Genomic DNA, 25,678 nt, shown 5'->3' with positions numbered 1-25,678 from the left:
ATTCTGATTCCTTTCTTCTTTACTTAAAATAAGGGGCTAAGTATTGCCCAGTATACGACTCTTTGCAATTTACAATATTTTCAGGAACTCCCTCATATACCACGGAACCTCCTCTTTCACCACCCTCTGGACCAATATCGATGATCCAATCAGCAGATTTAATCACATCCATATTATGCTCAATCACTAATATCGTGTTGCCTTGTTCTAACAGAGCGTTAAACGACTTCAACAATTTTTTGATATCGTGAAAGTGCAAGCCCGTGGTCGGCTCATCAAAAATAAACACCGCATTTTTGCATTGATTACCCTTGACGAGAAAAGAAGCCAACTTGATCCGCTGCGCCTCACCACCCGAAAGAGTATTTGACGACTGCCCCAGTTTAACATAACCTAAACCTACGTCGGACAATGGCTGCAATTTCGCCATGATCTTCGGTTGCTCCTTAAAAAACTCCAGCGCCTCATCAATTGTCAAATCTAGCACATCGCTAACCGATTTATCTTTATAGGCAACATCAATAACATGTTGTTTAAAGCGCTTACCATCACAAGCTTCACATGGCAGGAAAATATCCGCAATAAACTGCATCTCGACCTTAATTTCACCTTCACCCTGACAAACATCACAGCGTCCGCCTTCCACATTAAATGAAAAGGAAGCCGGTTTTAGCCCCATCGCCTTCGCCGCCGGCAAACTCGCATAAAGAGCTCTGATCTCATCCCAAGCTTTCACATAAGTTACCGGATTCGATCGGGACGAGCGACCAATAGGGTTCTGATCAACCAGTTCCACCCGTTCCACCATTTTATAGTCACCGCTAAGCTCGTTAAACAAACCTGTTTTCTCATTAGCATACCCGCCGATCACCTTCTGCAAGGCCGGGTATAATATCTGCTTAACCAAGGAGGTTTTTCCAGACCCTGACACGCCGGTTACCACCGTAAACACGTTCAGTGGAAATTTAACATCAATATTCTTTAGGTTATTCTGCCGGGCGCCATTTACCTGAACAGAGGCATTCCATTTCCGTCGGAACGAAGGGATCTCTATTTCTTCTCTACCGCTCAAATAGCGTCCTGTATAACTTTCGTCCGACTGAATGATCCCATCATAGTCGCCCGCATAAACCAACTCCCCTCCAAGAGAACCTGCTTCAGGTCCGATATCAATGATATAATCTGCTGCCTCCATCATCTCCTGCTCGTGTTCTACTACCACGACTGTATTACCAACATCGCGGAGGGATTTTAAAACAGAAATCAACTGATTCGTATCCCTCGGGTGCAGGCCGATGCTAGGTTCATCCAGCACATATATTGAACCCACCAATGAACTACCCAATGAGGTTGCCAGATTAATGCGCTGTGACTCCCCTCCGGAAAGGGTATTTGACAAACGATTTAATGTTAAGTAAGACAAACCTACATTCATCAGAAAACGTAAGCGATTCGTAATCTCAATGAGCAGTCGCTTTGCAATCTTACCATCAGTCTCAGAAAGTTCCAGTTTATCGAAAAAAGCCAGAATCCGATCGATCGGCAATAATACCAGGTCAATGATTGACATCCCATCAATCTTCACATAGGCAGCATCTTTCCGCAAACGCGACCCCATGCATTCCGGACAATCTGTTTTCCCCCGATAGCGGGACAACATCACCCGGTACTGTATTTTATAGGTATGTTCCTCCAGATCTTTGAAAAAAGCATTTAATCCTTTAAAGTATTTATTCCCTGTCCATAAAAGCTCCTTTTGCTCTTCAGTTAAGTCTTCATAAGCTCGATGGATTGGAAAATCGAATTTCAGCGCATTGTCGACCATTTTCTTCAACCAAGCGCCCATCTTCACACCACGCCAAGGAGCAATGGCTCCGTCGTAAACCGATTTACTTTTGTCCGGCACGACCAGATCCGGGTCAATACCGATCACCTTGCCATAGCCCTCACAGCGAGGACATGCACCGTAGGGATTATTAAAGCTGAAGAAATTAGGACTTGGCTCTTCAAAGCTCATCCCATCCCGCTCAAACAAATCACTGAATTCATACTCCTTCCCATCAGCCTCAACCGTACACTTCCCTTTTCCTTCAAAGAATGCCGTTTGCACCGAATCAGCCATCCGGCTCATCGTTTCCTCCTCACCGTCGACGCGGATGCGGTCGACTACCACAGCGATATCGTCAAGGCCAACCTTCTTATTCGGAAGTTTTTTATCCTCTAGCAGTTCTTCAACCTTTACTATTTCCCCTTTCCATTTAATCCGGATGTAACCTTTTTGCAAGAGCACGGAAAGTTCCTCCTTTAAGGTCCGTTCGTTATGCGGAACTAGCGGGCTAAAAACAGTCAACACCGTATCTTCCGGCAGCGACATCATAAAGTTCACAACCGAGCTAACTGTATCCTTCGTTACCTCTTCACCCGATATCGGCGATATCGTCTTCCCTATTCTGGCAAACAACAGTTTCAGGTAGTCGTAAATCTCTGTCGAAGTTCCGACAGTCGACCTCGGATTACTAGTAATAACCTTTTGTTCAATAGCTATCGCCGGAGCAATCCCTTTGATATAATCCACCTCCGGCTTATTCATTCGTCCCATAAACTGCCGAGCATAGGATGAAAGGCTTTCAATGTATCGCCTGCGCCCTTCTGCATACAGTGTATCAAAAGCTAATGAAGACTTACCCGATCCCGACATCCCTGTCACCACAACAAGTCTATTTTTGGGGAACGATACGTCTATATTTTTAAGATTATGAACCCGCGCACCCTTGATTTGCACATGAGATTTGGGGTTTTCTAATGTATTTAAAGTCATAAAATTACCTGATTCGGAAAACGATCAGCGTCGGCCGACCGATTGCTACAAAAATAACTATTATGTAGCACAACCTATTATTTTAACAATTATTCTTTGTTATATTAAAAAAAATGTCTTTTTTTGGATTGTTAACGATTTGGCCGTTCTGCTGCAAAAGAGTTAATAACAGATACTATACTGAAACAGACTACTACTTTATTTTACTTTTTAACAACAAAAAGAACAATAAGTAGTATGAATCTACATTCGCAGACTGATCAACAACTTATCCACCTTTACCTCCGTGGCAATGAAAAAGGGTTAGAGGAATTAATCAACCGTCATAAGGCAAGAATATATACGTCCATCTTTTTATTGGTTAAAGACAGCCATCTCGCTGAAGATCTTTTTCAGGACACCTTTATCAAAGTAATCAAGACCCTAAAAAAAGGGAAGTACAACGAAGAAGGGAAGTTTCTGCCATGGGTTGTTCGCATTGCCCACAACCTGGTCATCGACTATTTCCGCAAGGAAAAACGGACACCGATCATCACTAACAATGAAGGATTTGACATCTTCGACGTTCTACACTTTTATAATGAAAACATTGAAGACCGCTTGTTAAGAGAACAAACATACCAAGATTTACGGTCGTTAATCCATCGTCTTCCTGATACACAAAAGGAAGTATTGATTATGCGTCATTATGGAGAGATGAGCTTTCGCGATATTGCCGAAGTCACCGACGTAAGCATCAACACAGCCTTGGGCCGCATGCGTTATGCTATCAATAACCTGCGAAAAATGATGAACCCCCAAGAGATGTCGCTCAGCTTAACAGCAAACGCGCGGGTATAATATTATTTCTCGAACGTCTTCAGGGTCTCTACAATGATCCGGGCACAGTCCAACAGCTGCTCTTCCGTAATCACCAAGGGAGGGGCAAAGCGGATAATATTACCATGCGTTGGCTTAGCTAACAAACCATTATCCCTCAGTGCCAGACAAATATTGTAGGCCGTATCACTTTCTTCCGTATCGTTGATGACAATAGCATTCAGCAGGCCTTTACCACGGACCAGACTCACCAGGCTACTTTCGATAATGTAATCATTAAGTTTCTCCCGCAGCAACTGACCCAGGCGTTCCGCATTCTTTGCCAAGTTCTCTTCTTCAACAACCTCCAGAGCGGCAACGGCTACGGCAGCGGCAACCGGATTCCCCCCAAAAGTAGAACCATGCTGTCCTGGCTTAATCACCTCCATAATCGAGTCGTTCGCCAACACAGCCGATACCGGATAAACGCCACCGGAAATCGCCTTGCCTAAAATCAACACATCCGGCTTCACATCTTCATGATCTACCGCCAGTCGTTTCCCAGTCCTTGCAATGCCCGTTTGTACTTCATCAGCAATAAACAAGACGTTATGCTGTTCGCACAGTTCCTTCGCACGTTTCAAATAGCCTTCCGTCGGTACATAAACGCCCGCCTCACCTTGGATAGGTTCTACTAGAAAACCCGCTACATTCGGTTGCTCTTCCAGTGTCTTTTCCAAAGCATGAATATCATCATAAGGAATTTTTATAAATCCTGGCGTATAGGGACCAAAGTGTTGACGAGCATTTTCATCGTTCGAAAAAGATATGACCGTTGTCGTGCGACCATGAAAGTTATTCTCACACACAATAATCTGCGCCTGCCCTTCTTCAATTTTCTTTTTCTCATAGGCCCATTTCCGGCAAATTTTCAAAGCAGTTTCCACCGCCTCTGCGCCCGTGTTCATGGGTAAAACCTTGTCGAAGCCAAAGTATTCCGTAACAAACTTCTCATACGGCCCCAGTTTGTCGTTAAAAAACGCTCGCGAAGTCAAGGTCAACTTTTTTGCCTGTTCCATCATCGCTCCAATAATCTTCGGATGACAATGACCTTGATTTACCGCAGAGTAAGCCGACAGAAAATCATAATATTTTTTACCTTCCACATCCCATACAAAGACACCCTCGCCTTTACTCAACACAACCGGTAGTGGATGATAATTATGTGCTCCGTATTTATCCTCTAATTCGATGAACTCTTTAGACGAGTCTACTTCTTTAAAAAATGCCATACTCTTTCTGATTTTTTGCAATTTACTAATTTTTAAAACAGTACCCGATTTTCCTTACTTTTGCGTCGCGATATGATCAAGCTCGAAAATATAAGTAAACAATTTCATCAGAAACGGCATGTCATCACGGCTCTTGATGGAGTCAGCCTTGAAGTTCCCCAAGGTAAAGTATTTGGCGTCATCGGTGCTTCAGGAGCTGGAAAGAGCACCTTAATCCGCTGCGTAAATCTGCTCGAAAGACCCGATTCCGGCGAAGTAAAAGTCAATGGCATCGACCTGATGAAGCTTTCTTCCTCCAGGTTGGCTAAAGAGCGTCGACAGATCGGCATGATCTTTCAACATTTTAATCTACTTTCTTCGCGGACTGTATTCGAAAATATCGCATTCCCTTTAGAGTTGGACAACCGCCCGAAAGCTGAAATCAGAGAACAGGTAGGCGACTTACTCAAACTTGTGGGCCTTGAAGACAAACAAGACGAGTATCCGGCCAATCTGTCCGGCGGACAAAAGCAGCGGGTAGCCATTGCCAGAACCTTGGCGAGCAAACCACGCGTGCTTCTTTGTGACGAAGCAACTAGTGCGCTCGACCCAGCAACCACCGAATCCATTCTTCAGCTTTTAAAAGACATCAACCAGCAGTTCGGCATCACTATCCTTCTCATCACACACGAAATGGATGTTGTAAAAAGCATCTGCGATGAAGTAGCGGTCATCAGCAATGGCAAACTTATCGAACAAGGTACCGTTAGCGATATCTTTGCCCACCCGAAGTCAGCATTAACCAAACAGTTTATATCATCGACACTGAAAGTCAACATCCCCAAGGAATACCAAGAGAAACTGGATGATCCCGCTTATCAGGGCACTAAACCGCTGTTAAAACTGGAATTTACAGGCGACTCAGTCGACGACCCCGTTATGTCAGAAGTCAGCCGGGCGTTCCAGTTAGACAATAACATTGTCTTCGCACAGATTGAGTATGCTGGTGATGTTAAGTTCGGCGCCATGGTCGTCGAAGTAAGCGGGACACCGGAAAACATTGAAAAAGCTATCAACTATTATGAGAGCAAACACATTCAAGTGGAGGTATTAGGCTATGTCTGAATCCATGATATATTTACTTTTAGAAGGCACGTGGGAAACCATTGTTATGACCTTTGTATCCGGTTTTTTCGGCTTTGCTATGGGCTTGCCGACCGGCATTCTGCTTTTTCTCACCCGGCGCGGTCAGATCCTCGAAAGCCAGAAATTCAATCATACCATCTCCACCATCGTCAATATTTTTCGCGCCATCCCCTTTATCATCCTCATTGTTTGGATGATTCCCTTTACCCGAATGGTGGTAGGAACCTCCATTGGTGTCCAAGCCGCACTCGTACCTTTAAGTATTGGCATTGCGCCATTTATTGCCCGGATGGTTGAAAACAGCTTGATCGAGGTACCCAACGGATTAGTCGAGGCCGCACGATCAATGGGCGCTACCCCTATGCAAATTGTACGCAAAGTACTGTTGCCCGAAGCGCTCCCTTCTATCATCAATTCAGCTAGCATATCGCTGATTGCACTGGTGGGTTATTCAGCCATGGGCGGTGCCGTAGGCGCTGGTGGCCTCGGACAAATAGGCTACCAATACGGTTATGTTGGTTATGATGTTGTCATCATGAATACCGTACTGGTAGCATTGGTCGTTTTAGTATTCATCATCCAGTTTATTGGTGATAAACTATCCAAACACTTCGACCATCGATAATCATCTTCACTTTTATTCCACTCGGATCGAACTTTTCTCCGTAAAGGTTCTTCCAAACATATCAGTCGCTTTCACCTCAATGGGGTAGATCCCTTTTTCCAGCTTACTGTTAGCAAGGTTATACTTCCAAAGGTGATTACTGATACTTGGGTTTCCAGGCTTCCTTCCTTCAATAACATCTTCCGTCAAATCCCATAACACCCGTTCAGCAATAAAAGTTGGGTCATACTCCTCTACCCGATTCATCCGTTTCCAGTCACCCTCACCCACACGTATCATCACCTCATCATCCTTTCCACCCATGTAGAAGTTAGCATAAATACTGATCGACCCTTTAATCCCGGCAGCCGTAACTTTCGGCGAATAAATTCCGATCTGATGCTCAGCCGGTTCACCCACTACCTTATAATCAATCACATATTCATTTCCGTCAAAATTAATGAATCCATAACCCTTCGGCGTTCCATCAGACATCATTGAAACCGGCACCCCGTCTTCATTCAGTCGCCCGCTATACCAGTTACCCGACATGGTTCCCGCATTAAAATGGTGATGTGGCTCTTTCTGTTGCCAGCCCAAGTCCTCACCCATAAAGAAATGCGACTGCCTATGCGTATGTGCTGATAGAGACAGCGTATGCGGAAAATCTTTTAACAATGCAAACAAACGCTCACGAGATTCCGGATTAAAACCGTTGGCATTGGAGATTGGGATATGGAAAGCCAATACGATCAGGTGGTCTTTTGGCACAAAGCGCAGATCATTTTCAATAAACGCCAATTGCCCTTCATTCAAACCACCCCAATAGCCTTTCCCATCTCTTGGATCTGGATAAATAATATCATCCAAGACGATAAAGTGCACCTTGCCATAATTAAAAGCATAGTTAGCCGGACCGAAATGCGCTTCATACGATTCATCAGAAAGCGAATCCACTTCTACATCGAAATTAATATCATGGTTACCCATTACATTATACCAAGGGGTAGCCATCTCTTTCGTTGCCGCAATATACGGGTTAAACAAATCCGGGCGGTTACCAACGAGGTCACCCAGACTCATACCAAATTCATAACCTTCAACACCTTGCAGCTCTTTCACGACCACACTCTTATAAAAAGCGACCTCTTCTTCGGTATACACCTGAGGGTCCCCAAACAAGATCATTTTAAAATCTTCTCCCACCTCGTCCTTCACCAGAGGGAAGTCGACCGACTTCGGCAGATCGCCCGTCGGCGCTACACCTGCATATTCCAATTCCGGTGATCCCTGAGGCTTATGGATATAAAAAAACTGCGGGAGCTGATCTTCATTTACAGGAACAGTATAATCTGCTGGTTTAATCACCGAAATGATATGATCATTGCCAACGGGCAACTCATACCTTCCTTTGTGATCCGTTTGAACCACCTGAACCCCATTCGTTACCGAAACCCCGGCAATGCCTTTTTCTCTTCGTTCTTTAACTCCATTCTTATTTAAATCTTCAAAAACAACCCCCTTCGCTACATCTTGCGCAAATGAGCTTAATGAGATAAATAAAAGACCGATTGTACAAATGGTAATGTGTTTTTTCATGGATTTATTTTTGTTATGTTTCTTCTTATTTCGAATATAGTTCTTTTTGCTCAAAAAAAGCTTACAACTTATTCCTCATCCCCAATTCGCCTGCCAGACAAAAGTAGCATCGCTATATCTCCTTATTATTACGGGAATGTTAAGGAACAACTTAAACATAGGTCACTAGAATCCCTACCCGTATTATTTTATATTTGCACCATATTTTATACTTGCATCATGAAAACACAAGCTTTTACATCAGTCATCATCATACTATTTACTACCATCGGCCTACTGAGCTGCGGTGGAAACAGCGCTCCGGACGATCCTAACCACATCCGTGTAGGTGTTCAGAGCGGCCCGGAATATGAAATTGCTAAAGTAGCTAAGGAAGTAGCCAAAGAACAATACGGCTTAGAGGTAGAGCTCGTGCAGTTCAACGATTATGTTATGCCCAACGAAGCCCTTCAGCAAGGAGACATTGATGCCAATGCTTTCCAGAACAAACCCTACTTAGATGTTCAGGCCGAACAACGCGGCTACAACCTAGCCATCGTAGGGAACACCTTCGTTTATCCACTTGCGGGTTATTCCAAAAAAATTAAAAGCCTTGATGAGTTAAAAGGCGGCAGCACCATCATCATCCCGAACGACCGCACCAATGGTGGCCGTGCCCTTTTACTGATGGAAGACAACGGTCTTATAAAACTTAAGGAGGGCGTTGGCCTACTACCTACATTGGCCGACATTGTCGACAACCCAAAAAATTTAGAAATACTGGAGCTCGAGGCACCGCAACTAACCCGTGCTCTGGATGATCAAAACGTAACCGTTGCCATCATCAACAATACCTTTGCCGCCCAAGTAGGCCTATCGGCCTATCGTGATGGTATCTTTGTAGAAGACAAAGATTCACCCTATGTGAACCTGATCGTCTCTCGCCAAGATAACAAAGACTCCGAAAAAGTAAAGAACTTCGTCAAAGCCTATCAATCACCCGAAGTAGAAGCCGCCGCAGAAGAACAATTCCAAGGCGGTGCTATCAAAGGATGGTAGAATTGTCTTTATCATAACGATTGTTTGTATATTCATTATGATATGAAGGAAGTTATCAAAGAAATATAGGTTCAGAACCAAGAAAGAGACCTAGCAAAAAACCTAAGGACCCGCCACACCGAAATTTCACTTCAACTTGAGAAAATTCAAGCGATCATCGGCCCTCGGCGTGTTGGTAAAACTTCCGTTATGTTCCTCGCAATGGACGAGCTTAGGAAACAGCACGAAATTTCACCAGCGAACATTCTTTACTTTAACTTTGAAGATGAGCGTCTCCAATTTAACTCGCAGAATCTTGACTTATTACTCCAGTCGTGGAAAGAGCTCCATCCTGCTGACTCATTAGACGAGTGCCGGTTCTTCTTCGATGAGGTACAAGCAGCGTCCGGATGGGAACGCTTCTATAATAACAATATTTACTATTACACAGAACCATCCAGCGAGTGTGACTTCATCGTCTATGAAGAAGGCGGAACTGCATTACCCATACAGGTCAGTTGGACACTCTCCAGTCCAGATACCCGTCAACGGGAGATCAAGGGTTTGCTCAAAGCTGCGAGCTATTGCCAAGTCACCGAAGGCCTGATTCTCACCGCTGAAGAGGAAGAAGACATAACCATCGACGGGGTTCATATACAGATTTTGCCCACCTGGAAATGGCTCTTACAATCTCCACATCCCTAGAATACCGACCGGATTTGCTTCTTTGGAATTAGAGAAAGCCGACGCTCAACTTCGAACCGTCTGCAAATTGCTTATTTTCAATAAGAGTCTTTCCCGACGGCTTCCGAGTCTTGGGCCGTGTTTGAAGCACCCCTTTACGATTTACCACCCGATACGCCAATTCACCTACCAATCCGCAAACCATACCATATTTGTCTACAATAGCCATAAAAATCGAATTTGAAGTGTTAGTAAAACCCCAATATGGACCTCCGCTTCATATTTACCAAATCATGGTGGACTATAGTGTGCGAAAGTTGCAAATGCGACACTAATGCGGGAAAGGTCTATCCTGAATCTATCTGGGTTCTTTCCGAGTCTTGTTCAGGACTTGTTCTACATGTTCCCGTGGTCGCTGGCTGACACCTCCGTTACGCTCGTATTCAAACGGCTGTTTGAACGGGGTCCTTTCGGAGAAACTAAGAAGGCAGCATTGAAAAACCTAAAAGGAGGTAGTTTGGAGTTAAGTCTTATATTTTTTTATTATTAAATATAAGCCAATAATAATGAAAACAAGTAAAACCGAAGCAACTATAACTGCCGTATAAGAGATTACATAATATGTATCATAAAGCTGAAAATAAATCATAATTTTTAAAAGTAACTCCTGAAATCATTATCTTTAACAAAAGGCCTGCATAAATTGACCATTTTAACAACCTCACATGTTTATCATCGACAACAAAGACCCAAGTTATTGTTTAATTCAGGCAGTTTATCGATATTATCCGGTAGGATTTAATCTGACGAACATACAATATCCCGGCTTTAAACATTTAAACGAGCTAATAGCGCAGAAACACCCCTTACCTTCAAAGGTAAAGAATTTTGAACTTGAACTTACAAAAAAACTCAAAGGATACTTTATTTCAACAAATCATGAGCACCCTGTCCCAAACTACTCATTTACAATCCACTTAGCAAATAAAGATTATGCAAGTCTAGAGCATATTCTGCATCTTAACGTTAATATTTCTCTTCTGGTTAACTATTATACGATCTACTATGCAAGCTATGTGAAACATAAAAACAACTATGTGGGAACAACGGTACTTTCTTTGGAGGAACAAATAGCAGAAGGCAAAGAAAAAGACTTGGAGGCTATTTTAGGGTTATTAAGAAAGTATTTTCCAGACTACTATTTTATTCCTCATCAACGACTATTCAACCTAAAGGTGCGATTGGGAACACCTTTTGATGGCGAATACCTTGCTATCGCAGAACCCCGCCCGGTTTTTGCGTATCTATTTGAGGACGAAGGACAATATGGCACATTTCAGGTCAGTAGGTAATTAATCTAAGAGATCAAGTCCCCAAAACAGATATCGCTTACTCGTCTGATTTAAGTTCTCTGAAACATTTCCACAATCAGGTTTAAACCACCTTGATAGCCTTATTATGCACCTGAATCACGAGCCGGTACGTTTAGGAATTAATTATAAATGCTATAAACTTTGGTATTAGAGCTATGCTTATTAAAATAACGAAAAAGACAAAACCCATTTTGTATTTGGTGCCTTGTTTATATTTTGTAACTGGAAGTAGAATGCAAAAAACACAGGTCAAAAAAAATAATCCTGCAAGGAATTGACCCAATTTATGGAGGAACCAACCTTCACCAAATGCCTTAGAAAAGAACCCTTCCTCAATTGCATAAAAAATAGTTTTTACTCCACCAAAGGGCGCTGTGAGATAAAGTGCGAGAATAAGAAAACTAAACACAATCGTGAGGTAATAGACTACTTTGTAAATTATTTTCATAGTTATCAGTCTTTTCATTCTTGGTACCGATCCAATGTGTAATGAAAAAATGTTGTGAAGATCAGACCAAAACCAGCTGCAAACGGGATATAAACAAGATTTTTATACAAAGGGTCCCACCATATATTAAAGATGCTTCCAAAAAACACAATCGACGCGAGAATAATCAATGTTAACAATAACCATTTCCGGAAGAACGTAAGCATTTCGCTATTCCCGTCTCTACGGTATATATCTTTGATTAATTGGAAAGGAAAGAAGAAAAAGATTAAAGAGATTATAAGAAGTGGTATAAAAACTTGTCCGTACTTTAGATAAAGATACCTATCCAACGATTCTATTTGGAAGTCATAATATTCGTATTGCTGGTGGAAAACCGCATTGTACAGGTCGGGCAACGAAAGAAGAGACAGGACAATCGGGACCAGGCAAGCTGCGAGTAGATTCAACAATATTTTTCTGAATAACATAGGAAATGTTAACCGATTCTTAATTAGCTAATGACAACTAAAGTTAAATATTTTCATCCAGTATACGAAGCAGGTGCAGATTGTACAGTTTTTTCGTTCGATCTCAAAAGTGAAGTTCCCTGACAAAAGGAATCACTTTCCAATTGCGGTAGTCCGGCCCTTTGAAGGAAGCCCTGACCTCCTTACGCAGCCGTTTGTCGATCAATGCCAGCTCTTGGGGAGTGATGAGCGTGTTTCTAGCAAGGCTGAACGAAGATATATCTACGACATCACCATCGGGCCCAAAAGCATAACGAACAGTGAGTTCTTCACCGTTTGCTTTTAGGTTTTCCAGTTTATCCTCGAGCACTTCATAAATGATTTTCCGGTCGATAACGGTATCCACTTTCATATCACTGCGTAGTACCATCAAAGGCAGGTTCGGTCCTTCGGGCCAGGGGTAACCCTCCTTATATTGTGGGAGTTTTGAATCCACTGTCATGCGGTTAGCATAAATGTCAGAAAACGTCGTTTCAAATATCCGGCCGTCCACCGTATATTTCCCTTCTGAGAAGTTGTCCTGTGCCGTGGCTGTCAAACACAGGATAATGCTTACCGTCAAGATTATTGCTGATTTTTCAATGTTCTTCATGTCACGTTATTCACTATAAGGATGGAAAAAGGTATCAATTTCCACAAATGGGCTGGCTAGTGGTCTGCCGGTTCGCGAATTATATCCTCCAGCGTTTGCGGTTTTGCGTGTGGACTAATATCATCAGGCCGGTCGATTAGCGGAATACCATCCAGTTTCTCCGGCAATATATCCATATCCCTGTCAAACAAACTGAATTTGACTACTAAATAAAAATCCCGTTTGGTTACAAGGTAATAGTCTGGATTAAAAGGCAGGTAGGTTTCAAAATAATTGTACGGTAAACGGGGACCCGCTGAAAGAGCCGGATTATGTAGTTCACGTTCAATGTAATTTAAATATATCTCGGGATTGTTCTTGATTTTCCTAGTTTGATTAACATATGCTTCGTAGGCTTCTTTCTTTTTAGTCAGGGATTCAGCTGTTTTATTGGACTCTTCGATCTTCTTGAATTTCTCGTACTTGTATTTGGCTGCAGCTAAAATTAGAAGATCATTTTTAATTGAATCTTTGGGCTGCGAATAACCTGATTGGTATAATAGTAGCAGGGCTACAACCGAACAGGCTGGGAATAGCTTTATTATGGTTCTCATATGCATCGTGTAAAATAGTTCAGTCATGCCTCACGATTTTGAAACCGGTCCAATGTGAAATGAAAAAATGTTGTAAATATTATGCTGAATCCGCCAGCAAATACTATGTATATAAGATTTTTATATATCGGATCCCACCAGATATTGGAAAACGTGCCCAAAAAAACAATCCAGCCAAGGACGATCGCTGTTAATATTATCCATTTACGAAAAAATGTAAGCACGTGATATCTCCCGTTTTTGAGATAGGAATCCTTGATTAATTGTAAAACGATAAAGATAAAAATTAAAAAAAAGATAAAAAACGGCATAAAAAACTGTCCGTACACTAAATAAAGATATCGGCCCAACATTTCTATTTGATAGTCGTAATACCCATATTTTTGGTGGATCAATGCGTCATATACGTTGGGAAGCCATCTGAACGATAGTATAATTGGTGCGACTCCGGCAGCTACTAAAATAAATAAGATCTTTCGCGTTAACATCTCCTGATAGTATTGGTTTTTAACCGACTAGCAATAACTGTGATGCAAATAGGCTCAATTTCCATAAAGTGATTGGCTAACGATAGAGGTTTCGGTGGGCAACTTCTCGATCTTCAGCATTACCGACCTCATTGACATATTTTTCCAATACTTCGAATGTATTCAATAAGGGTTCTAATATTTTAAATTCAGGCTGATAGGGATAACAGGTATTGTAATAAAAATCGGCTGCATAGAATTGGATCTTCTTCTGAGTTCCGGAACTGTATCCCCAAATAGTTATTGTTGCTGCATCAGATATCCGACCAGCGATACCTTGCTTTTTTCCAGGTTCGCCTTTGCAACTTTCTGGCAGCTTATCCAAACGATCCTGCCCGATCGAAAAGAGGGTCTCGGGAGCCAACTCTGTCAATATTTGATGTGCAAGATTGTCAGCAATAAGATGCTCTAGAAGCTTCATCTCCTTTTTCATCCCTTCGCTTAACCCAAGAACTTGTTCGTCCCAAACCCTCACCAACGTCCATTGCCCCTCTTTATGTATCAAGCCAGCTCCTAGATGATTGAACAGAGCATACTCAGGATTATATTTAGCTACGAACCGGTCTTGAATATGACCTTTTGTGTCAATATCGATTACGGGCTGTGCTTGGCATATTGTCGAGAGCGTTATGAGTAAAAGAGTAGTTATTTTCATTTCGTTGTTGGTCTTAATTAGCTAGCAGTAAATAAAGTTAAATATTTTCACCCAGTATCCGAAGGCGGCGCAGACTACGGAATTTCCCCGTTTGACATCAAAACCGAATCTCTCTACCATAAAAAATCACCGGCCAGTTGAGATATTCTCGGCCTTTAAAAACTGCTTTGACTTCCTCGCGCAAAAGTTTGTCAATCAATGCTACCTCTTTCGGAGTAATAAGGGTGTTTTTCGGAAGACTATAAGATGAAATATCCAAAACATTTCCATCGTGCCCAAAAACGTAATCGATCGATACCCAATCTCCATTCGCTTGTAGCGCAGTCAACTTATCACCCAAAACATCATAGATAATGTTACGGTCGACCAGTGTGTCTACTTTCATATCGCCCTTCCGGATAGTGAGAGGTCGAGACGGCCCTTGAGGCTTCGGGTAACCATCTTTATAGACCGGCAAGCTACTATCAACCACTATGGCATCAAAATCTTTAAGAAAGAACACCTCAAAAGTCTTTCCATAAACGGTCATATCTCCCTCGACGAATTTCTCTTGAGCAGATGCCGAGACACAAAGAAAGAGAAAGCAGGTTGAATATATTAAATGTTTCATATGAACATCCGTTACTATTTAGATGTTCATTCTGGTGAATTTCCACAATAGGGTTGTGATCCCTAAAGAAACGCAAGTCGCTTAAGTCGCTAGTATATCAATTCTTCAAACTTCCGGCGGGCAGGCCTCTTTCGGCTTCCTCGATCGTTTGAAGTTCCGCATGGGGACTGATATTTTTAGGTCGGTCGATCAGCGGGATACCATCGAGTTTCTCCGGCAAAAGATCCATACCTCGTTCAAACAAACTATATTTGATGACCAGATAGAGGTCACGTCTCGTGATCAGATAGTACTTGGTGTTGACCATAAGTCCGATCGCTTCAAAATAATTGTACGGCAAGGGTGGACCTTCTATAAGTTCGGGGTTTTTTAATTGACGTTCAATATAATTTAAATATATTTTAGGGTTATCCTTAATTTTCTTCGCCTGATTAACGTAGGCCTCATAGGCTTCTTTCTTTTTGGCGGAAAATTCAGATGGTCTGGACTTGGCGCGCAACGTGAACCTTTCATAGGTGCGTTTACTAGCAGCTAGTGCGCGTAAGTCTCTCGCAATAGGATCACCAGGCTGCCGTGAGAGGATTAACTCCTGTTTCTTTTTCCACTCTTCCAATTCGCGCAAGTCCTTTGCGTTTTGCTCTTCAGGGGTTTGCGAATAACCCAATTGGGATGAAAAGAGCAATGCGATGATTAGGGCATATTTCATAATACAAATATTTAATTACTTTCATTTTTTCTATAATAAACCCGTGATGGGTATTCTGTACCTCCAAAATTATAGCTTGGTTCTGTAGGACCATAACTAACTGGAATATCTCTGGGATGATGGGGAATTACATTATACTCGCCCATTTTACTGCTTATCATCGTAGCGCTGCCCGATCCATCAACAGCAATCACCTTGCCAGAGTGAATCATCCCATGCTGGGTTCCATTCCAGCTGGGTCCGTTGTACATTTTTATTGAAACAGTATAGAAATTAAGCTCACCGTTTGTAAAAACGAGGCCCAATCGTAATGGTGTTGTCTTGCTTTCATTTATGCGATAGGTACCAAAAAGAAGGAAGTGAATTCGGAAAATAAAGCCGTCGAAACATAATAAAAGATGTTTACCCCAGGTCCGCACATCGATGAGCTGTTTACCTTCTAACCTTTGAATGTCAGTTTTCGAGTTGCCACTGACGGCAAGGACTTTTTTCCCTATAAACGGAGCGATCTGCTCTTTAGCAATAACGATACTGGGTCCTTCGGGCATGGTAAAGAAAAATTAACACAGATACATAGTGTAAATAGTAACTATTTACTCGGCCGGATAGTTTTAGGAAAAGCGTAAATACAAAAAAAGCAGATACGGTGGTATCTGCTTGCTGTAGCGGGGAGCAGAATCGAACTGCCGACCTCAGGGTTATGAATCCTGCGCTCTAACCATCTGAGCTACCCCGCCAATTTGAATGGTTATATTTTTCGGTTTGCAAATATAGTTTAATTTCCTTTTCTTTAGAAAAAAAGTTTAAAATGAATATTTTTAAGCGGAAATTACCAATGATCAACAACTAAAAGAATATGCCTGAAAAAGTAAAAATACAATTGGAATATGAGATAAAATCATCGCCAAAAATACTGTTTTCGTTCTTGAACGAACCAAACGCGCTTGCCCAATGGTTTGCAGATGAAGTGACTATACGAGACAATATATATACATTCCAATGGCATGAGGATAGCAAGAGAGCTAAGTTAATCAACGTCAAGGAGAACAAGTCAGTTCGCTATAAATGGATTGATGACGAACCTTATTATTTTGAATTGGAAATTGTTCAGGATGAACTTACAAATGATGTAGCTCTTGCGGTGACAGATTTTGTGAAGGAAGAGAACTTGGAAGATCGAAAACTAATATGGGATAACTCAATCGATTACCTGTCGAGTGTATTGGGTGCTTAAATAATAATTTCAGTATCTTTGTAGCGTGAAAAAGGTTCACGTACTTGTACTAAAGGCATTTATAAAGCCATTTATCGTTACGTTTTTTATCGTAATGTTTGTGCTTTTGATGCTTTTTCTGTTTAAATACATCGATGATCTGATTGGAAAAGGTTTCGAGTGGTATGTTATCATGCAACTATTGTGGTATGCATCGGCAACGAACGTGGCAATGGCCCTGCCCCTTTCTATGTTGCTTTCATCGATCATGACCTTCGGGAACTTAGGGGAAAGTTATGAGTTGGTAGCCATCAAAGCGGCGGGAATATCACTCCGGAAAGCGATGATGCCACTGATCGTCTTTGTCATGCTATTTAGCACCGGAGCTTTCTTTTTCAGCGACTACATGCTCCCCATAGCAAATCTGAAAATGGGTTCTCTCTTGTATGATGTACGGCAGAAAAAAGCTGATTTCCTGATCACTGAAGGAGTTTTCAATAATAGTATCCCCAATTATTCTATCCGCGCAATGGATAAGAGTGACGACGGAACGCGCCTGTATGATTTGACGATCTATGAACATGCGAAGGGGTCTTCGGGAACGAATGTCCTCTTGGCAGAAGAAGGAAAAATGTACGATGCGCCGGATCCTGATTACATGATCTTGGAGTTGAAAAATGGTGTGAGATATGAGGAGCAATCGGGCTCGAAGGTATATAACCCCAGACAATTATTTACTAGGTATTATTTTGAACAGACGGAACAGCGCTTTGATATGTCCGCTTTTCAAATGACGAGAACAGACGAGAACCTGTTTAAAAGTCATTACGCCATGCTGAATCTGCGTCAACTCGATTATTATGCTGATTCTATTCAAAATTACAACGATAGTTTGAGGAATACGGTCATTAAGGAAATTCTGCCTTACTACCGTGTCTACAATAAATACCAACCAGTGAAGATTGAGAGCACGAACCCCGTGACCTTTCAAAACAGCACCCTGGAGATCATCCCCGAGGAAAGTAAAACACAAGCGGTAACGGAAGCGAGCAACCAGGTCCGATATATACAGGACGTATTGAACCTGAAAGCAACGGCCGATGCGGAAATAAGCACATCGATTCGGCGCTACCTAATGGAATACCAACGAAAATTCACCCTGTCAGTGGTCTGTTTGGTCTTCTTTTCGATTGGAGCACCACTGGGGGCGATTATCAGAAAGGGTGGCTTGGGACTGCCTGTGGTGATGGCTATAATCTTCTTCCTGATTTATTATGTCATCTCGACTTTAGCGGAGAAATCGGCTCGTGAAGGAAATATAGACACAACGCTGGGAATGTGGACGGCAATTATCGTACTGGCGCCACTGGGCGTTTTCCTAACGTATAAAGCTGCTACCGACTCTGCCTTATTTGATATTGAACAGTATAAAACGATCGGAAAAAAACTTTTGGGAAGAATCCAAAAGCCCTTTAAACGCGGCGCTGCATAATGACATACGGATTATCGGAAACCGCCGTATAAACAGTACCTTTGTAAAAAATTCTATCCTATTGATTTATGGCAATTCAGTTGAATACAATCGAAGAAGCGATTGAAGATATAAAAGCCGGTAAAGTTATCATTGTTGTAGATGATGAAGACCGCGAAAATGAAGGGGACTTTGTAACTGCAGCAGCTAATGCGACGCCGGAAGTAGTTAACTTTATGGCTACACATGGTCGTGGGCTTATTTGTGCGCCGCTAACGGAAGAGCGATGCAAAGAGCTAAAGCTTGATCTAATGGTGGGAAAAAATACGGCCGCCTATGAAACGAACTTCACGGTATCGATTGACTTGGTAGGTCACGGCTGTACAACGGGCATCTCAGCCTCAGACCGTTCAAAAACGATCAAAGCATTAACGAACCCCGAAACGACGCCTGAGGAACTTGGCCGACCAGGTCATATTTTTCCTCTAATGGCAAAAGATGGCGGTGTTTTGAGGCGCACGGGGCATACGGAAGCGGCGGTAGATTTAGCGAGATTGGCTGGTTTTGAGCCGGCTGGTGTCTTGGTCGAGATTCTCAAAGAGGACGGAGAGATGGCCCGGCTACCCGACTTGATGCCGATTGCGAAGAAATTTGACTTGAAGATTATTTCAATTGAAGATCTTATCGAATATCGCCTGCATAAAGATTCACTGATAACAAAAGAAGTTTCGGTAAAGTTACCAACGGAATATGGCGAATTTGAGCTATCTGCCTACACTCAAAAAAATACTGGGGAACAGCATGTAGCACTAATTAAAGGATCATGGGAGCCAGATGAGCCTATTTTGGTGCGTGTTCATAGCTCTTGCGTTACGGGCGACATCTTTGGCTCATGCCGTTGTGATTGTGGACCGCAACTTCATAGAGCCATGGAGATGATTGAAAAAGAGGGGAAAGGAGTTATTGTGTATATGAACCAAGAAGGCAGAGGAATCGGTCTGATTAATAAGCTGAGGGCCTACAATTTACAGGAAAATGGATTGGATACTGTTGACGCTAATCTAAAGCTCGGTTTCAAAGCAGATCAACGTGATTATGGTATCGGTGCGCAGATCTTAAGGAACTTGGGGGTGACAAAAATGCGCCTGATGACTAACAACCCGAAGAAACGAGCAGGAATGATCGGGTATGGGCTGGAAGTCGTTGAAAACGTGCCAATTGAGATCGAATCCAACAAGCACAACGAGCTTTATCTACGCACGAAACGCGATAAGCTTGGACATTCCATTATGAAAAATATTTAATGAATTAAAAACAAATACGAGGCAATTCTATTTTATAGAGTAAAGCTTTATTATTTACTTAAATTGATTCATTATGAAAGTCAAAATCTACCTGATGCTAACATTAATGATGTTGGCATTTACTTTCGGCCCAACAGTATCAGCTATGCCAGCTGATGATGTGCCTGCTAAAACGTACACCGATGAGGAAATCGAAATTCGCATGAATGAGATGCGTCAGCGTGTGAAAGAGATTAAGGAAATAGACAAGTCCGAACTAACCCGAGCCGAACGGAAAGCGCTTCGTCAAGAACTCCGTGATATGAATAAAGAAGCTCGAGCATTTGGTGAACGCGGTGTGTATCTTTCAGTAGGTGCTATTATCATCATCATTTTATTACTTATCCTAATTTTATAGTACGCCTGTAAACCAGGTTTATCTCATAAAAGAAAGGGGCAACATGATTGTCCCTTTCTTTTTGTCATGCCTTTTTCGTAAAATTGTTATCGCAATTTAAAAACCGATGCTTTTTCAATTTCTTAACTCTACTTTATGATTTTAATTGTTGATGATAAACAAGAGAATCTGATCTCACTACGTAGCTTCTTAGAACATAATGATTTTGAAGTGGAAGAGGCATCTTCTGGAGAAGAGGCTTTGAAAAAAGTGCTTAAGACGGTGTATTCACTCATCATCCTGGATGTACAGATGCCGGGAATGGACGGTTTTGAAGTGGCCGAAACCGTCTTGGATTATAGTAAAGCAAAAGACACCCCTATCCTATTCCTATCAGCTGTCAATATCGACAAGGAATTTATTACGCGCGGCTATCGTGCGGGAGGTGTGGATTACATCACCAAACCATTTGATCCTGATATTCTGTTATTAAAGGTTAAGACTTTCAAACGCTTATTCGAACAGACGAATGAATTGAAAAAAGTTCAGAAAACCCTGAAAAAAGAGATTGAAGCACGCAAGGAGCTGGAAAAAAAGAAAGACGAGTTTATTAGTATCGCCAGCCATGAACTGAAAACGCCACTGACGAGTATCCGTGGTTATGTCCAGCTTCTTGAACGACTTATTCAACGAAAAGGCGACGAGGAGCTCACACCATACATTCAGAAGGTAAGTCAGCAAATAAATAAATTGGGCGACCTGGTATCTGATCTTCTGGACATCTCGAAAATGGAAAGTGGCAAGATGAAATTCGATATCAGACCCTTTTCATTCGAAGATATGCTGAATAATGCAATCGATAACATTCAACAGGTATACCCTGAGTATGAGATAAAAAGGATCGGGTCCGTGAACACTATGTACCTAGGGGACGAAATGCGAATTGAACAGGTGCTTATTAATTATTTAACGAATGGTGTAAAATACTCGCCCGAAAACAAAACTCTTGAAGTAGAAACAATTATCGAAGATAATTTTCTTGAAGTTCGCGTGAGGGATTATGGAATTGGCATATCTCAAGAATTACAGGAACAACTTTTTGAAAAGTTTTTCCGAGTTGAAGAGACATCGCATCGATTCCAGGGACTTGGAATTGGGTTGTTTATTTGTCAAGAGATTATCGAAAGACATGGAGGAAAGTGCAGCGTAGAAAGCACGCTCGGTGAAGGGTCAACCTTTATCTTTACGCTACCAATGAAGACTATTAATTAAGAATGATGAAAAAACTGTTTAATCGGATACCATTCAACAACAAACTGATTCTAAGTACAGGAATTCCCATCGCGGTATTGATCGTGGCATTTTTTTTCATACGAAATGAGCGACGGGTACGGAATGAAACGACTAACAATTTTATAAAGCGCCTGGAACTAACAATGGCGTCAAATAAATTGACGAACAGTATTTACTTGGAACGCCGGTTTAGCGTGAGTAAGCTTGTAGGCAGGGGTGCCAATCAGAACCTGGAAACTTATAGAACCAGTGTTGATCAGGCGATTCAGGGCTTGTCGGCAAGTGCCGTGTCGGGCAATGCAAATGAACTACTGGAATATTCTTTCGTTGACGACCTGAAATCTTGGCGACTTCAGATTGACAGTGCTCAGATATCAACAACTGAGGTGATAGACAACTACCAGCTGATTATTGATCAGCTGCAAAGTAATAACACACTGAGAAGTGACAATCCACAGATTAAGGAGCGATCGGATAGTAAGATTGTGGCTAGCAGCACCTTGTCCCATATGACTAATATACTTGATAGGCTGAGACTACGGGTTTATTTGTCACTCGTTGACGGAGTGGATCTTAGAAATAGTTTCGCACAAAATTACAGACTGTATCAATCATTAGAAACAGAGCTGCTGAGCAACAACGACCAGTCTATTGTTGACCGATACACGCAACTCCGAGAGGAAGGCGGGTTGGGGCCCATGCTAATGTTCTTTGATGAACTCTTAATGAGGAATTCGATTTCAGAAGATTATTCAAGCGAAGACTGGTGGCGACTATCAGCTACAAGCGTAGACGAACTAAGGGGCTTACAGGAATCCTTGTTAGGTGAAGTGCGCCAGGAAACGAACGATTATTATAACCATGCGATTACCATACAACGGACATTAGTGGCCATTAGTGGCATTGCCGCCCTGCTCGCGATCTTGTTAATCGTATATTTTGTTAGGTCAACAACGAATCAAGTGAATTATCTTCGGATAGCTGCAGGAAGAATGGCCAAAGGAGAAACGGATATAAAACTACCACGTTTCCCGAAAGATGCATTCGGAAGCTTAGCAAGTTCTTTCTTGCAGATAGACCGAAATAACAAAAAAATAGAAGTAGCGGCTAGAGCGATTGGTGAGAATAATTTTGATGTCGATTTTCAGCCCCGTAGTAAAAAAGATGATCTAGGACATGCCATCATGCGAATGAGAAATTCGCTAAAAGATTTCTCGGAAGCAAACGAAAAAGAAATTTGGATACAAACGGGGCTCTCAACGATCAACGGTGTCTTAATAGGCCAGAAGAGGATCGACGAGAGCTGTGAGCTGGTATTGTCCACCTTGGTGGATTATCTGGGCGCTGAAGTCGGTACAATTTATCTACACAATTACTCAAATACACTGGAGCTGCAATCTAGCTACGCTATCTTAAATGAAAAAAAGCTACCACGACTGGTTAAAATTGGCCAAAACCGTTTGGGGAAGGCTACGGAAAATAAAAAGCCGGTAATTATCGACTCGGTTCCAGATGATTACTTAACAATAGGTAGCAGCTTAGGTGAATCACAGCCGAAACATTTGATTATGTTGCCGCTCATTCAAGGTGGGGAGATTGAGGGGGTGATCGAGATCGCATCCTTTAATGACCTCCATCCCGGAACTGGAAGCTTCTTGAGGCAAGTAGGTGGGAATATAGCGAGTACGATTCAATCTATGAAGTCGCGGTCACGTTTGCAAGAGCTGCTAGAGGAAACACAAACACAAACGGAAGAACTGCAAACTCAACATAGCGAACTTGAGAACCTGAACACAGAGCTGGAAGCACAAGCACAGAAACTACAGGCATCGGAAGAGGAGCTGAAAGTTCAACAGGAGGAGCTATTGCAAGCTAATCAAGAACTGGAAGAACGAAGTAATTTGTTGGAGGACAGAAACCAGATTATCATCGACCGGAACTTGGAAATACAGAAGAAGGCAGAAGAGCTCGAACTGAGCACTCGTTATAAATCGGAATTCCTGGCGAACATGTCGCATGAACTGAGAACACCGCTCAATTCAATCCTGTTGCTTTCCCGTTTACTAAGCGAGAATGGCGACAATAATTTAAATAAAGATCAGGTAGAGTATGCCCATGTGATTCAAAATTCTGGGAAAAGTTTATTGTCGTTAATTGATGAAATATTAGATCTTTCTAAAATTGAGGCAGGTAAAATGGCGGTCGAATTTAAGCCTGAACCTATTCATGAAGTAGTCACATCTATGCGGTCTTTGTTTACTCCCCTTGCTAATGAAAAACAGCTTGATTTGCAGTTTAGCATTGGAAAGGACGTCCCGGAAGCGATAACTACCGATAGACTGCGACTAGAACAGATTCTAAAGAACTTATTATCAAATGCGTTAAAATTCACGACGAAGGGATTTATTCATCTAGATGTTACACAAGACAAAACGCAAGCTGGTTATGTAAAATTCTCTGTTAAGGACAGCGGTATTGGCATCGCGCCTGATAAACAGGAACACATTTTCGGCGCATTTCAACAAGCTGATGGGTCAACCAGAAGGATGTATGGGGGAACTGGTCTAGGGCTCGCAATTAGCCGAGAATTGGCGCGACTATTAGGAGGAAACTTGACAGTTTCAAGTAAAGAGTCTGTCGGAAGTGAGTTTATATTATCTGTACCGATTGACGGCCGGGAGCCGGTAAATGAGGAAAGTGTAGATGAAGAATTCGCCAACGAACCTAATGAAATGCCGACTACTGAGGTTATAAGTGATGAGGCTCCGGAGGATAGCCATGGAGAGGTAGCAAGCGAAAATGATGAGCAAACATTTATTGCTTCTGTAATACCTGAGGATGTGCCTGATGACCGAAAAAGTATAAAAAAGGATGATAATGTTATCCTTATAATCGAAGATGATACAGCCTTTGCCAAATCGCTTCTTTCGTTTACTCAGAAAAAGGGTTACAAAGGGCTCGTAGCGGTCCGAGGCGACCAAGGAATAGAGATGGCATTCAGATACAACCCCCAAGCGATTCTTCTGGACTTGCAGTTGCCAGTAAAAGACGGTTGGCAGGTAATGAAAGAATTAAAAGAAAACCCGAAAACTCGACATATTCCTGTTCATATGATGTCTTCTTATGAGATCAGAAAAGAAAGCTTGAAAAAAGGAGCAATTGATTTCATCAATAAGCCAGTTGCATTTGAACAGATGAATGAGATCTTCAAGAAGCTGGAAAAAGCGCTTGAACGCGGGTCGAAGAAGGTTTTGATCATTGAAGAGAACTCGAAACATGCGGAAGCGCTAGCACAATATTTAAGTACTTTCAATGTCAAGTCGGAGATAAAAGGCGAAATAAAGACGGGAGTTGAAACACTGCAAAAAGAGGATGTTGACTGTGTGATATTGGACATGGGTATTCCCGATGAGATCGGTTATAAGACCTTGGAGGCGGTCAAGGACAACCCAGGGCTCGATAACCTACCAATTATCGTATTTACAGGCAAAAACCTGTCGCGGATTGAAGAGCAGAAAATAAAACAGTATGCAGACTCGATTGTAGTTAAAACCGCACATTCATATCAACGAATTCTTGACGAAGTTACCTTATTTTTACATCTCGTGGAAGAAAATAAAGAAACGGAGGGTATAAAGAAACCAACCAATAGTACGGGGCGGTTTAATGAAATTTTAGCTGGAAAAACGGTACTGATTGCTGATGACGACATTCGGAATATTTTCTCATTAACCAAAGCTCTGGAGCATTTTAACATGAATGTTTTAACAGCTAATGATGGGAAAGAAGCTCTGGACGTTCTGGAAGCAAATATAGATCAGGTAGATATTATATTAATGGACATGATGATGCCACAAATGGATGGCTATGAAACGACGACACGGATTCGTAAGAACCCGAAAATAAGCAACTTACCTATCTTAGCGGTGACGGCAAAGGCGATGGTTGGAGACAGGGAGAAATGCATTCGGGCAGGCGCTTCTGATTATATTTCTAAACCGGTGGATATTGACCAGCTAATTTCTCTGTTGAGAGTATGGTTGTACCCGTAACAAATAAACCTAAGCTTTA

General features: G+C 42.1%; 24 protein-coding genes and 1 tRNA gene. 13 read left to right on the top strand and 12 right to left on the bottom strand.

Going from position 1 to position 25,678, the window contains the following annotated elements; genetic code table 11:
* Positions 1-19: 19 nt before the first annotated feature.
* Positions 20-2,818: an excinuclease ABC subunit UvrA gene (uvrA, locus tag WKR92_RS08390; RefSeq protein WP_375557379.1), complete on the bottom strand. Its 2,799-nt coding sequence runs from the start codon at positions 2,816-2,818 to the stop codon at positions 20-22.
* A 237-nt stretch (positions 2,819-3,055) separates the two neighbouring features.
* On the opposite strand from uvrA, the gene WKR92_RS08385 reads away from it, so the two are divergent.
* Positions 3,056-3,658 carry an RNA polymerase sigma factor gene (locus WKR92_RS08385; protein ID WP_375557378.1) on the top strand — a complete coding sequence of 201 codons (603 nt, stop codon included), beginning with the start codon at positions 3,056-3,058 and terminating at the stop codon, positions 3,656-3,658.
* A 2-nt stretch (positions 3,659-3,660) separates the two neighbouring features.
* On the opposite strand, the gene rocD is transcribed toward WKR92_RS08385, so the two are convergent.
* Entirely contained in the window at positions 3,661-4,908 is a 1,248-nt protein-coding gene (rocD, locus tag WKR92_RS08380; protein ID WP_375557377.1) for an ornithine--oxo-acid transaminase, read from the bottom strand.
* A gap of 72 nt (positions 4,909-4,980) precedes the next feature.
* On the opposite strand from rocD, the gene metN reads away from it, so the two are divergent.
* Together metN and metI are read left to right on the top strand one after the other, a co-directional pair.
* Positions 4,981-6,012: a methionine ABC transporter ATP-binding protein MetN gene (gene metN / locus WKR92_RS08375; RefSeq protein WP_375557376.1), complete on the top strand. Its 1,032-nt coding sequence runs from the start codon at positions 4,981-4,983 to the stop codon at positions 6,010-6,012.
* On the top strand, positions 6,005-6,658 hold the full coding sequence (metI, locus tag WKR92_RS08370; protein WP_375557375.1) for a methionine ABC transporter permease MetI: 654 nt from the start codon (positions 6,005-6,007) through the stop codon (positions 6,656-6,658). Before metN ends, metI begins: the two co-directional genes overlap by 8 nt.
* A 12-nt stretch (positions 6,659-6,670) precedes the next feature.
* Here metI and WKR92_RS08365 read toward each other — a convergent pair whose 3' ends face one another.
* Entirely contained in the window at positions 6,671-8,236 is a 1,566-nt protein-coding gene (locus WKR92_RS08365) for a calcineurin-like phosphoesterase C-terminal domain-containing protein (RefSeq protein ID WP_375557374.1), read from the bottom strand.
* Between the two features lie 219 nt (positions 8,237-8,455).
* Between WKR92_RS08365 and metQ the strand changes: the two genes are divergently transcribed.
* Complete coding sequence (gene metQ, locus WKR92_RS08360; RefSeq protein WP_375557373.1) at positions 8,456-9,274, top strand: methionine ABC transporter substrate-binding lipoprotein MetQ; 819 nt, start codon at positions 8,456-8,458, stop codon at positions 9,272-9,274.
* A 123-nt stretch (positions 9,275-9,397) separates the two neighbouring features.
* Positions 9,398-9,958, top strand: coding sequence for an AAA family ATPase (locus WKR92_RS08355; RefSeq protein ID WP_375557968.1), 561 nt, complete (start codon positions 9,398-9,400; stop codon positions 9,956-9,958).
* A 28-nt stretch (positions 9,959-9,986) separates the two neighbouring features.
* Here the strand turns inward: WKR92_RS08355 and WKR92_RS08350 are convergent, their stop codons facing one another.
* Complete coding sequence (locus WKR92_RS08350; RefSeq protein WP_375557372.1) at positions 9,987-10,166, bottom strand: hypothetical protein; 180 nt, start codon at positions 10,164-10,166, stop codon at positions 9,987-9,989.
* 105 nt (positions 10,167-10,271) lie between these two features.
* On the opposite strand from WKR92_RS08350, the gene WKR92_RS08345 reads away from it, so the two are divergent.
* Positions 10,272-10,487: a hypothetical protein gene (locus WKR92_RS08345; RefSeq protein ID WP_375557371.1), complete on the top strand. Its 216-nt coding sequence runs from the start codon at positions 10,272-10,274 to the stop codon at positions 10,485-10,487.
* 175 nt (positions 10,488-10,662) lie between these two features.
* Positions 10,663-11,289, top strand: a complete 627-nt coding sequence (locus WKR92_RS08340) for a hypothetical protein (RefSeq protein WP_375557370.1) — start codon at positions 10,663-10,665, stop codon at positions 11,287-11,289.
* Positions 11,290-11,772: 483 nt separating this feature from the next.
* Here WKR92_RS08340 and WKR92_RS08335 read toward each other — a convergent pair whose 3' ends face one another.
* From WKR92_RS08335 to WKR92_RS08300, 8 genes are all read right to left on the bottom strand, one after another.
* On the bottom strand, positions 11,773-12,228 hold the full coding sequence (locus tag WKR92_RS08335; protein WP_375557369.1) for a hypothetical protein: 456 nt from the start codon (positions 12,226-12,228) through the stop codon (positions 11,773-11,775).
* A 103-nt stretch (positions 12,229-12,331) separates the two neighbouring features.
* Complete coding sequence (locus WKR92_RS08330) at positions 12,332-12,859, bottom strand: hypothetical protein (RefSeq protein ID WP_375557368.1); 528 nt, start codon at positions 12,857-12,859, stop codon at positions 12,332-12,334.
* Positions 12,860-12,915: 56 nt separating this feature from the next.
* Positions 12,916-13,452: a hypothetical protein gene (locus WKR92_RS08325; protein WP_375557367.1), complete on the bottom strand. Its 537-nt coding sequence runs from the start codon at positions 13,450-13,452 to the stop codon at positions 12,916-12,918.
* Positions 13,453-14,016: 564 nt separating this feature from the next.
* Positions 14,017-14,634, bottom strand: a complete 618-nt coding sequence (locus WKR92_RS08320; protein WP_375557366.1) for a hypothetical protein — start codon at positions 14,632-14,634, stop codon at positions 14,017-14,019.
* 97 nt (positions 14,635-14,731) lie between these two features.
* Positions 14,732-15,244 (bottom strand): hypothetical protein, encoded by a 513-nt coding sequence (locus WKR92_RS08315; RefSeq protein WP_375557365.1) that lies wholly within the window; start codon positions 15,242-15,244, stop codon positions 14,732-14,734.
* A 97-nt stretch (positions 15,245-15,341) separates the two neighbouring features.
* Positions 15,342-15,950 carry a hypothetical protein gene (locus WKR92_RS08310; RefSeq protein WP_375557364.1) on the bottom strand — a complete coding sequence of 203 codons (609 nt, stop codon included), beginning with the start codon at positions 15,948-15,950 and terminating at the stop codon, positions 15,342-15,344.
* Positions 15,951-15,961: 11 nt separating this feature from the next.
* Entirely contained in the window at positions 15,962-16,498 is a 537-nt protein-coding gene (locus WKR92_RS08305; RefSeq protein WP_375557363.1) for a DNA-formamidopyrimidine glycosylase family protein, read from the bottom strand.
* 115 nt (positions 16,499-16,613) lie between these two features.
* Positions 16,614-16,687, bottom strand: a tRNA-Met gene (locus WKR92_RS08300).
* Positions 16,688-16,806: 119 nt separating this feature from the next.
* Here WKR92_RS08300 and WKR92_RS08295 point away from each other — a divergent pair.
* The 6 genes from WKR92_RS08295 to WKR92_RS08270 all read left to right on the top strand — a co-directional run bounded on the left by WKR92_RS08295 (position 16,807) and on the right by WKR92_RS08270 (position 25,659).
* Complete coding sequence (locus WKR92_RS08295; protein WP_375557362.1) at positions 16,807-17,184, top strand: START-like domain-containing protein; 378 nt, start codon at positions 16,807-16,809, stop codon at positions 17,182-17,184.
* A 25-nt stretch (positions 17,185-17,209) separates the two neighbouring features.
* A complete protein-coding gene (locus WKR92_RS08290; protein WP_375557361.1) occupies positions 17,210-18,655 on the top strand; it encodes an LptF/LptG family permease in 1,446 nt (481 codons plus the stop codon).
* A 68-nt stretch (positions 18,656-18,723) separates the two neighbouring features.
* Positions 18,724-19,938, top strand: coding sequence for a bifunctional 3,4-dihydroxy-2-butanone-4-phosphate synthase/GTP cyclohydrolase II (locus WKR92_RS08285; RefSeq protein ID WP_375557360.1), 1,215 nt, complete (start codon positions 18,724-18,726; stop codon positions 19,936-19,938).
* Positions 19,939-20,011: 73 nt separating this feature from the next.
* A complete protein-coding gene (locus tag WKR92_RS08280) occupies positions 20,012-20,335 on the top strand; it encodes a hypothetical protein (protein ID WP_375557359.1) in 324 nt (107 codons plus the stop codon).
* Positions 20,336-20,470: 135 nt separating this feature from the next.
* Positions 20,471-21,586, top strand: a complete 1,116-nt coding sequence (locus tag WKR92_RS08275) for a hybrid sensor histidine kinase/response regulator (RefSeq protein ID WP_375557358.1) — start codon at positions 20,471-20,473, stop codon at positions 21,584-21,586.
* Between the two features lie 2 nt (positions 21,587-21,588).
* Positions 21,589-25,659 (top strand): response regulator, encoded by a 4,071-nt coding sequence (locus WKR92_RS08270; protein WP_375557357.1) that lies wholly within the window; start codon positions 21,589-21,591, stop codon positions 25,657-25,659.
* Positions 25,660-25,678: the final 19 nt, after the last annotated feature.

Source organism: Albibacterium profundi, assembly GCF_042159835.1.
Lineage (GTDB): Bacteria > Bacteroidota > Bacteroidia > Sphingobacteriales > Sphingobacteriaceae > Albibacterium > Albibacterium profundi.
Note: the sequence above shows the minus strand (reverse complement) of the source record. Positions and strands in the feature narration are given on the sequence as shown.